Genomic DNA, 10,448 nt, shown 5'->3' with positions numbered 1-10,448 from the left:
TTTCCGGAAGGATGTTTCACATTTCCGGAAGGACGTTTCACATTTCCGGAAGGACGTTTCACATTTCCGGAAGGACGTTTCACATTTCCGGAAGGACGTTTCACATTTCCGGAAGGACGTTTCACATTTCCGGAAGGACGTGTCGCATTTCCGGAAGGACGTGTCGCATTTCCGGAAGGACGTTTCGCATTTCCGGAAGGACGTTTCGCATTTCCGGAAGGACGTTTTATTTCACCGAATGGACTTTTGCGATCATGGAATGGCAGAGCGGCCTGACGGAATGGCGGATTGATATCACGAAATCGAATTGTAAGCCAGCAGGATGTGGAATTTTTGCACTGCTTGACTTCACCTTTGGCGATGCGTATGTTCATTTCAGTGATAATCGGACAATGATGTCCGCACTGGGGCAGTGCACATCAATCGGAGCACGTATGAAAACACAGCGAAGTCTCATGGCAACAATGTGCGTGATGGCAGTTATCCTTTGCGGGGGGGGGGGGGGTAGCCCACGCCCAAACACGGGTTATGGATTCGACAACCTTTTTCCCGATCGGGCTGTATGGAATGTGGCCCGACACGGAACGTGATGCGGTCCGAAACGGAGATACGTTGACCACGGCACAATGGACGCAAGAGATCGCCAACACCCTCGGCTCCGAGATGGCAACACTGTACGACGGTGTGCAGAGCTCGGGTGAACATGCTGTGCGCTTCAACGCTGCTCCGTCCATTCCCGCGGGAGTGTATCGTTATAGTATCGTAACTGAGCACGGTACGACCACCGGCACACTACGTCTGCTGAGATAGGGGGTGTGTCATGAAAACAATCCTGACAATCTGTTTTGCAGCAATACTCCTTCACATCAACGCCGGTGCACAGTGGCTGCGATACGGACTTCCGTTGACTGATCCTCTATCCGCTCGCGAGTTTTTCTACCCTAGACTAATACCGGACGGAACAGGAGGTGCATTTGTTACCTGGGAAGACGTCACGTATGGCGTTCGGAAAGATGTATATATTCAGCGTGTGAATAATGACGGTCGGCCTCTCTGGGAGCGGTACGGGAAACAAGTGTCCATCACAGATTCCGTTCGGCAGCAATATCTTGAAGTCACCCCCATGTATAACGGCGCTGTAACAATGGCATGGGTGCATTATCCTTACGTACGGGTACAGAAGATCGACACGGCTGGGCAGGAGTATTGGGCTTCCGGCGGCGTGGTGATTAACAGCGCATCACGTCCTGCTGGGTTGGTGGATGTAACGCCCGACGGTGCGGGAGGAATGTATGTTGTAAGTTACAACTGGGATTTCACGCGCCCGTGGATCCAGCGGGTGGATTCGGGTGGTCGGCCGATGTGGGGTGACTCGTGTGTGTTGCTTTCACAGAGGCCCGATAGTGCCGCATACATTGCAGGCATCGACGTTCTTTGTGCCGACAGCAGTGGCGATGTATACGTGGCCTGGATCGAGCGCTGGACGGAGAAACGAACCGATGTAGATCACCAGGTATACATCCAAAAATTCGATCGCAATGGGGTTGCGCAGTGGACGGAAAACGGGATACCCGTGGCGGAGCACCCGAATTGGAATTGGCAGCTTGTGAAATTGGTGGAGGACAATGCCGGCGGTGTGTATGTGTTCTGGTATAAGGAGTTTGTACGGGACCAAGCGGCACAACATTTCGACAAATACGGGAAATGTTCTTTCGGCACCGATGGTGTAGTACTTATGAAAGGTCGTTCAAAGGGTGACATGTTGCCGGATGGAAAGGGCGGGGTGTATTTATATTATACGTTTCTCGGCGCCCCAAATTTTGTTTACTATGAGGCTCAGCATTACTCTAATAATCTTGATAGCTCATATTGGAACCCAACGAGACTTGGACATCATGGTGTGACCGTCGTTGATGAGAGCAATGGGTATCGTAAAGAATCCTTTTATCCGGAGTGTGAGGCAAGCCCAGATGGCAAGGGCGGATTATTCATCACCGGTGGGCAGTACGGTAGTCGCGAGCACTGGGTGCAGTGGATTGACAGCACTGGGACCGCACGATGGACGGCACCTGGCTCCGCCACAGTCGACGGCATAGAGGTTGAGACGAATCCTCCACGACCAGCAGCCATTCATCATCAACTGATCCGCATGGTGAAGCCTGGCGAAGCATTTCTCGTGTGGGCACAGTTAAACTCAGGTGAATTATCGTATCAACTCTATCTCGCGAAGATTACGACATCCGGGGTCGTGTCCGTGCAGTCTCTTGCTTCGAAGGAGCCGAATGACATTCAACTGGGATATACCTACCCCTCGCCCGCCGCAGGAGACACAACAATATCCGGAAACAACGGTGCCGCCGGGCATCTCACGCTTACATTACACGACATTCAGGGCCGTGAATTAGGGTCAGTATTCGATGGCGAGCGGGAAGCCGGACCATTCTCCGTCCCGTACAATGTCTCGCATCTCGCGCCCGGCACGTACTACATTCATGCGAGCAATGGTACCACGCGCTCCGTTCTACCACTCATTGTATATCGCACGCGGTGAGAAATACCCGTTCTAATCCTCGTGCGCCAGGTGGAAGGAGGAGTGAAAGTAGAAGGTAGCAAGGTGGAAAGCAGTAAGTAGCAAGGTGGAAGGTTGCAAAGCTGAAAAATTCAGCGCACACCCTGTCCCCTTTCCCCTTTCCCTTTTCCCGTTAACCGTTCTACTCCGGCAGCCGCACGAGGGTGAAATAGTCCGACTTTTCGAGTGTGTGAATGGCGAGGACGCCGGCGCGGACGAGACGGATGAGCAGGCGCGAGGCGCGGCGGTCAGAGACGTTGATGAGTTCCGCGTACTCTTTCACGGTGATGCGGTCGGCCTTTTCGAAATAGGCGAAGAGCCGGCGCTCGGCTTCACCCACGATGAGGCGCACGGGTCCGGTCTGCCCGCTGCGGTGCTGCATCACCTTCACCATTTCACGGCTGGCCTGAATGCTGTTCTCGCCCACGCGCACGTAGGCCTTGGCCTCGCCATCGTGCGAGTCCACCAGCATGTGCGGTTTGTTCGGACTTTCGGGCACCTCGACGCAGATCACATCGCGTCCCTGTACATTAAATATCGTGACGTCGTAGGTCAGAGGCGGATCCGCCAGTTCCTCGGCCGCGATACGGATGTCGTCGAGTTCTCCCTTTTCGCTCACAACCCCCACAAGCGCCTTATCGTCGTCGATACCGAAGATCACCGTGCCGCCCGCCGTGTTCGCAAAGGCGATCATCTCGCGCGCGATCTTTTCGGGCGACGAAACCTTGCGTTTGAATTCCACGTGCAGGCCTTCGCCCGCATCCACCAGCTCGGTAAAGACGTGGTACTTCATGACGCGTGGTCCGGGGCGGGGCGCTAGCCGCCGATCTTTCTGTAAATCGTGCCCTTGCGCCTGTTGATGAAACGCCCGTTCTCGAAGGGGGTGTGTTTCAGCGGACTCGAAATGATTGCCGCGAGGCGGATCGACTCTTCGCGCGACATCGAGGCGGCGGATTTGTGATAATAGTGGCGCGCAGCCGCCTCGGCGCCGAAGATGCCGGGACCGAGTTCGATGATGTTCAGGTAGATTTCGAGGATGCGTTTTTTCGGCAGATGCTTCTCGAGGCGGAAGGTGAGTATCGCCTCCTTTACCTTGCGCAGATACGAGCGGTCGTTCGAGAGGAAGAGGTTCTTGGCGAGTTGCATCGTGATCGTGCTGCCGCCGAAACGGATGCGTCCGGACCGCTCATTGCGTTTCATCGCGTTCTCGAGCGCGCGCCAGTCGATGCCCGAATGGCGGTAAAATCCTCCGTCTTCCACTGCGAGTACGGCGCGCACAAAACTGGGCGCAATTTTCTCGAGCGGCACAAAGGTGTTCTTGATCTCGAGTGTGCCTCCCGCCTCCTCCCAGCGCTGGCGCATCAGTGCCGACATCTCCGGATCGCGGTCGCGCAGCGCAATGATGCCCGCGCCCGGAAGAGTGAAGTACACGAAGGCCACGTAGCCCGCGATCGCAAACAGCACGATGCGGAAGAAACGGGACGCGGTCATGCGGGGACGGAACACTTTCATGCCCGAAAGATAGAATACGGAACGCAGAATTCAAGGGGAAGAATCCAGAAGCAAGAATCCAGAATTCAGAATGATAGCGGGGGGAGGGATGGGCACAGTACGGAAGGGATGGCGTACAAAATCTGGAGAATCTATGTACCTTGTGATCACGAGAATTCAATTACATTCACAGGCCATCGAGAGGATACGGAAGGCGCTTCCGAAGCGCTCCGGTCTTCAACACGAGTATACAGACCCACCGAAGTTTCATGCCGATTCTCTGCAACTACTACGTCACATATCGCTGCAACGCATATTGCCCGTTCTGTCATTTCGGGGATCACGCGCAGTTTAAGGCAAGCACACACGCGCGCACGGAGGATGTGCTTCGGAATCTCCCGGAGCTGCGGCGCTTGGGAGTTCGGTTTATCGATTTTACGGGAGGGGAGCCGCTCCTCCATCCCGATATCGATGTATTCACGCGCCGGGCGACGGAATTGGGAATGACCGCCAGCATCACCACGAACGCGCTGCTGTACCCGAAATGGGCCGAGCGACTGCGGGGCAGTGTCGGTCTGCTGCATTTCTCGCTCGACAGCGCCGACCGCGAGGAACATGATACCCTGCGCGGGGTACCCTGTTTTGATGCCGTGCTCGAATCCATCGAAATCGCCCGCGCGCTCGGCGAACATCCCGACCTGCTCTTCACCATCACCAACACAAACTACGAACAACTGCCGGCTGTGCATTCGCTTGCTCGGGCACAAAATCTTCTTCTTCTTCTCAATCCCATCTTCAGTTATTTCAATGAACAGGGCTTGACAGATGAAGCTATGGATTATGTGGAAAAATTCAGCAGCAGGGCGGGGGTGTATCTGAATCCCTCGTTCCTCGCCCTGCGGCGCCGCGGCGGAAACGATCCTTCGAAGCCACTGTGCAAGGCCGTGTCGCGGGTCATTGTTGTGTCGCCCGAGAACAGCATCCTGCTTCCGTGCTACCATTTCAGCAACGAATCCATTCCGATAGGAGATTCGCTGGTGGCGGCGCACAGATCCGACCGTGTCGCCTGGCATCGGGAGAGGCAGGGCCGTCACGATTTCTGCCGGGGTTGCACCGTGAATTGTTATTTCGAGCCCTCCTTCGCGTTTCCGGTGAACGCGCTCTCAATTCGTTCGGTGCCCTCGAAACTGCGGTATGGGTATCACAAATACCTGAAACAACGGAAGCTGCGGTAGGTCATTCCCGAGGAACACACGGAATAACACGGAACACGTTCTGTGTCAACCCATAAGGTATCCGTGTCTCACACCTGTTCCGTGGGTGCATTTTTGCCCTGGATTCCGAGCGTACACCCTTTGCCTTTTCGCCATTTTTGCGCTAAATTCGTACTTGCGATTGGCATTGCCCGCGAAGCTGCGCCCCTTGTTCCTCACTAATAACGGGCGTTTTTTCATATAACCATGGAGCATCCATGAGTATCGACATCCAGGAAATCAACCAGAAAATTCAGCAGGAAAGCGCCTTTATCGACGCCTTGCGCCTCGAAATCGGCAAAGTCATCATCGGGCAGAAGGCCATGGTGGACCGGCTTCTGATCGGTCTGCTGGGCAACGGACACATCCTTCTTGAAGGTGTGCCGGGTCTGGCAAAAACCACTGCGATCAAAACCCTGGCCGCCGCAATGCATGCGCGTTTCCATCGTATCCAGTTCACGCCCGACTTGCTGCCCGCCGATCTGGTCGGTACCATGATCTACAATCAGAAGACGGGCGATTTCCAGACGAAACAGGGACCGATCTTCGCCAATTTTATTCTCGCCGACGAAATCAACCGCTCGCCCGCCAAGGTGCAGAGCGCGCTGCTCGAGGCGATGCAGGAGCGGCAGGTCACGATCGGCGAGCACACCTATCCGCTGCCGGAACCCTTCCTCGTCATGGCCACGCAGAATCCCATCGAGCAGGAAGGCACGTATCCGCTGCCCGAAGCGCAGGTCGATCGTTTTATGCTGAAGGTGATCATCGACTATCCGAAGCGTGACGAGGAGCTGCTGATCATGCGCCAGCAGGTGGCCAACGAGATGCCGGGCGTGTCGCCCGTAGTGAGCGCCGACGACGTGCTCCGCGCGCGCGGCGCAGTGCATTCCGTGTACATGGATGAGAAGATCGAGAAATACATCCTCGACATCGTGTTTGCGACCAGGCAGCCGAAGGAGGCCAAACTCGAGCGGCTGGCGGATTACATCTCGTACGGCGCGTCACCGCGCGCGAGCATCTTCCTGGCGATCGCGGGCAAGGCCTACGCCTTCATTCAGCGCCGCGGCTACGTGATTCCCGAGGACATCCGCTCCGTGGCATTTGATGTGCTTCGCCACCGCGTCGCCGTCACCTATGAAGCGGAAGCCGAAAACCTGACCTCGGAGAACATCATTCAGGACATTCTCAACACCGTCGAAGTCCCCTGATTCCGCCGCGCCACACCGCGCAGCATACAGCGCCGATGGATACCAAAGACATCATCCGCAACGTCCGGCAGATCGAGATCCGCACGCGCGGTCTCGTGAACCAGCTCTTTTCCGGCGAATACCACAGCGTCTTTAAAGGGCGCGGCATGGAATTCTCGGAAGTGCGCGAGTACGAGTTCGGCGACGACGTGCGCGCCATCGACTGGAACGTGTCGGCCCGTTTCAACAAACCCTTCGTGAAGGTGTTCGAGGAGGAACGCGAGCTGACCGTGATGCTGCTCGTGGACATGAGCGGCTCGCAGGAATACGGCACAGGGGCGCGCTTCAAACGCGACATCGCCGCGGAACTCTGCGCCGTGCTGGCCTTCTCGGCCATCAAGAACAACGACAAGGTGGGGCTCATCATATTCACCGACCGCATCGAGACGTTTATTCCGCCGAAGAAGGGCCGCACGCATATTCTTCGCATCATCCGCGAATTCCTCGCCTTCAAACCCGAAGGCCGCGGCACCAACATCCGCCAGGCGCTCGAGTACTGCTCGCGCGTCGTGAAGAAACGCGCCATCGTGTTTCTGGTGTCGGACTTCCTCGCGGGCGATTTCGACAAACCGCTGCGTATACTGGGTCGAAAACACGATCTCATCGCCGTCCATCTGCAGGATCCGAAGGAAGCCGAGTTGCCCGATGCCGGACTCGTGGTGCTGCACGATGCGGAGACCGGCGAGGAACGTCTTGTGGACACGTCGCTTCCGGCGGTACGCGGACAATACAAATCCGCCTGGGCAGACAGGATCACGCAGCGGCTGCGCCTCTTCGCCCGCGCCAACGTCGATTCCATCGCCATCGACATACACGGATCATACATACAGCCATTGGTCGCATTCTTCCGCATGAGGGAGCGTCGACAGTGAAACTCCGTGCAACATTGCTGTTGCTTCTCCTAATCTTGCTTCTCGGCGCAGGCCGGCTCGACGCGCAGGAACCCGTGCGCGCGACGGCCGCGGCCGATTCCAACCGCGCACTCATCGGCGCGTGGATAGGCGCCACACTGCATGTCGAGGCCGAAAAGGGCGTGACGCTGACATTGCCCGAAGGCAAGGACGATATACGCGGCGCCGACATCGTGTCATCGGAACCCGAACAGCGCAGCACGCAGAACGGGCGCACCGTTGTGACGAAGAAGTACACGATCGCCTGTTTCGACACCGGGCGCGTTCAAATGGTGCTGAGCGTCCGCTACAAAAAGCAGGGCGACACCACGACGTACCGCGCAGAAACCGCACCGCTGGCCTTCACCATTTCGGGCATCCCCGTCGACACGAGCCAGGCCTTCCGCGACATTAAGGACGTGCTCGACGTGCCGCTGACCTTCTGGGAAATCGCGCTCTACGTGCTGCTGATGCTGTGTGTTGCCGCGCTGCTGTGGTACCTGTGGCGCCGCTACAGCCGCAGGCCCGAACCGGAGCCGGAAACCTACGCCGAACCCGAGCCCGAGCCGGTTCCGGCGTACGATATCGCCGCGGCGAAATTGCGCGACATTGAGGCGCGGAAACTCTGGGAACAGGGCCGGCACAAGGAATATCAGAGCGCTGTGTCCGATACTGTGCGCGAGTACATCGAGGGGCGTTTCGCGCAGCCGGCGCTCGAGCAGACGAGCACCGAAATCGTGATCGGACTCGCGCGCGCGGGAGTGGATCCGGCGCGTATCACGACACTCGAGCAGTCGCTGCGTCTGGCCGACATGACAAAGTTCGCGAAATACGAGCCCTCGCCCGTTGAACATGCGCGCGCGATGAGTACCGCGTGGGAGTTCCTCGAAGCCACACGTCCGCGCACGGAGTCGGGCGGGGAGGAACGCTTCGATGTTTGACGCACACACGCAGTTTGCGAATCCGGGTTTCCTGTGGCTGCTGGCCGTGCTGCCGCTGTACGCGGCCTGGTATTTCTGGCGCGGACGCCGCGGAACCTCATCGCTGCGGCATTCCTCGCTCGAGGCCTTCGCGGGCACTCCGGCGGGCTGGCGGGTGCGGCTGCGCTATCTGCCCTTCATCATTCGGGTGATTGCCGTTGCGGCTCTGATCGTCGGATTCGCGCGGCCGCAGAGCACGGCCAAGGGCGAGAATGTGTTCCGTGAAGGTATCGACATCACTCTGGCGGTGGACATATCGGGATCGATGCTGGCGGAGGACTTCCGGCCCAATCGCCTCGAGGCGGCCAAGGATGTTGCCGCGGAATTTATCCGCGGACGTATGAACGACCGCATCGGACTCGTCATATTTTCCGGCGAGAGTTTCACCCAATGTCCACTGACCACCGATTACGACGTGCTCACGGATCTCCTCAAGAAAGTGAAGATGGGGAACCTGAAAGACGGCACCGCGATCGGCGAAGGCATCGCGACGGCGGTGAGCCGCATGCGCACGAGCAAGGCCAAGAGCAAGGTGATGATCCTGCTCACCGACGGCATCAACAACATGGGCTCCATCGATCCTCTCACCGCGGCGCAGATCGCCGCGCAGTTCGGCATACGCATCTACTGTATCGGCGTAGGCACGCGCGGCATGGCGCCGTATCCTGTCAAGACGCCGTACGGCATCGTGTACCAGCAGATGCCCGTCGAAATCGACGAGGCGATGCTGCAGCAGGTGTCGGATGCTACGGGTGGGAAATACTTCCGCGCCACGAGCAACCGCAAGCTCGCGGAAATATACGAGCAGATCGATGCGCTCGAGCGCACCAAGATCGAAGTGACCGAGTTCCGTCGCTACAAGGAGTTGTTCTCGGACTGGGCGCTGCTCGGCGCCGCGCTGCTTGCACTCGAGCTACTTCTTTCGTCGTTTGTCTTCAGAAAAATCCCGTAAACGCCGCACACGCATACACATGATCCGTTTCGCTCATCCGGAATATTTTGTCTACTTCCTGCTGCTGCTGCCGCTGGCCGGTATTGTGTGGCTCGTCTGGCGTTTGAAGACGCGGGCGATTCGGGTCTATGGGAACGAGGCAACCATGCTGCGAATGGTAGGGGAGCGGAGCCGTGTGAAATACTGGCTGCGCGCATCCCTGCATTTCGCCGCCGCCGCCTGCCTGATACTCGCCTTCATCAATCCGCAGATCGGCACCAAGTTCGAGGAAGTGACACGCAGCGGCATAGACCTCATCGTGGCGCTCGACGTGTCGGCGAGCATGCTCGCGCAGGACATCACGCCCAACCGCATCACGGCAGCGAAGCGCGAACTCGAACAGCTTATCGACCGCCTCAGCGGAGACCGTATCGGCATCATCGTTTTTTCAGGCGACGCCTACACGCAGCTACCCCTCACCACCGATTACAGCGCGGCCTTGATGCTGAGCGACATCATCACGGTCGGCAGCGCGCCGACGCCGGGCACCTCGATCGGCAGCGCTATCACGCTGGCGCTCGAATCGTTCGCGAAGGACGAGGGCAAACACAAGGCGATGATCATCATCACCGACGGCGAGAATCATGAGGACGATCCCGTGAGCGCTGCGAAGGACGCCGCCTCGAAGGGTGTGGTGATACACGCCATCGGCATGGGCTCGCCCGACGGCGCGCCGATTCCGCTCGGACCCGATGGCGCCGCCGAGGGCTTCAAGGCCGACGAGTCCGGAAAAACCATTCTCACGAAGCTGGACGAATCCATACTCCAGCGTGTCGTCGAGGAGACGGGCGGGAGTTATATCCGCGCATCGAATACTCGCGACGATCTTGCGGCGGTGTTCGCGCAGATCGAAAAAATGGAGAAGAAGGAATTCGGCACGAAGCAGTTCACGAATTACGAGGACCGCTTCCAGTACCCGCTCGGCGCCGCCATTCTGCTGCTGCTGCTCGAAGCGGGTCTGTCGGAGAAACGGAATCGATTCCTGTCGCGCTTCAAGATTTTTGCACCGAAGGAATGAAGGGACCGT

At 57.8% G+C, this 10,448-nt stretch carries 9 protein-coding genes; 7 read left to right on the top strand and 2 right to left on the bottom strand.

Going from position 1 to position 10,448, the window contains the following annotated elements; all coding sequences use genetic code 11:
• Nucleotides 1-820 precede the first annotated feature (820 nt).
• Nucleotides 821-2,551, top strand: a complete 1,731-nt coding sequence (locus HY962_13915; GenBank protein ID MBI5648022.1) for a hypothetical protein — start codon at nucleotides 821-823, stop codon at nucleotides 2,549-2,551.
• Nucleotides 2,552-2,711: 160 nt separating this feature from the next.
• Here the strand turns inward: HY962_13915 and HY962_13910 are convergent, their stop codons facing one another.
• Nucleotides 2,712-3,362: an ATP-binding protein gene (locus HY962_13910; GenBank protein ID MBI5648021.1), complete on the bottom strand. Its 651-nt coding sequence runs from the start codon at nucleotides 3,360-3,362 to the stop codon at nucleotides 2,712-2,714.
• A 23-nt stretch (nucleotides 3,363-3,385) separates the two neighbouring features.
• Complete coding sequence (gene mtgA, locus HY962_13905; protein ID MBI5648020.1) at nucleotides 3,386-4,060, bottom strand: monofunctional biosynthetic peptidoglycan transglycosylase; 675 nt, start codon at nucleotides 4,058-4,060, stop codon at nucleotides 3,386-3,388.
• A 269-nt stretch (nucleotides 4,061-4,329) separates the two neighbouring features.
• Between mtgA and HY962_13900 the strand changes: the two genes are divergently transcribed.
• The 6 genes from HY962_13900 (at nucleotide 4,330) to HY962_13875 (ending at nucleotide 10,439) form a co-directional block, all read left to right on the top strand.
• Nucleotides 4,330-5,295 (top strand): radical SAM protein, encoded by a 966-nt coding sequence (locus tag HY962_13900; protein ID MBI5648019.1) that lies wholly within the window; start codon nucleotides 4,330-4,332, stop codon nucleotides 5,293-5,295.
• A 236-nt stretch (nucleotides 5,296-5,531) separates the two neighbouring features.
• Nucleotides 5,532-6,521 (top strand): MoxR family ATPase, encoded by a 990-nt coding sequence (locus tag HY962_13895; protein MBI5648018.1) that lies wholly within the window; start codon nucleotides 5,532-5,534, stop codon nucleotides 6,519-6,521.
• Nucleotides 6,522-6,556: 35 nt separating this feature from the next.
• The gene (locus HY962_13890; protein MBI5648017.1) at nucleotides 6,557-7,432 is read left to right on the top strand and encodes a DUF58 domain-containing protein; all 876 of its coding nucleotides are present in this window, start codon (nucleotides 6,557-6,559) and stop codon (nucleotides 7,430-7,432) included.
• Nucleotides 7,429-8,391 (top strand): hypothetical protein, encoded by a 963-nt coding sequence (locus tag HY962_13885; GenBank protein MBI5648016.1) that lies wholly within the window; start codon nucleotides 7,429-7,431, stop codon nucleotides 8,389-8,391. The genes HY962_13890 and HY962_13885 overlap by 4 nt, the downstream gene beginning before the upstream one ends.
• On the top strand, nucleotides 8,384-9,382 hold the full coding sequence (locus HY962_13880) for a VWA domain-containing protein (GenBank protein MBI5648015.1): 999 nt from the start codon (nucleotides 8,384-8,386) through the stop codon (nucleotides 9,380-9,382). The genes HY962_13885 and HY962_13880 overlap by 8 nt, the downstream gene beginning before the upstream one ends.
• Before the next feature lie 19 nt (nucleotides 9,383-9,401).
• Nucleotides 9,402-10,439 (top strand): VWA domain-containing protein, encoded by a 1,038-nt coding sequence (locus HY962_13875; GenBank protein ID MBI5648014.1) that lies wholly within the window; start codon nucleotides 9,402-9,404, stop codon nucleotides 10,437-10,439.
• Nucleotides 10,440-10,448: the final 9 nt, after the last annotated feature.

This window comes from Ignavibacteriota bacterium (assembly GCA_016218045.1).
Lineage (GTDB): Bacteria > Bacteroidota > Ignavibacteria > SZUA-365 > SZUA-365 > JACRFB01.
This window is presented reverse-complemented; position numbering and strand designations above follow the sequence as displayed.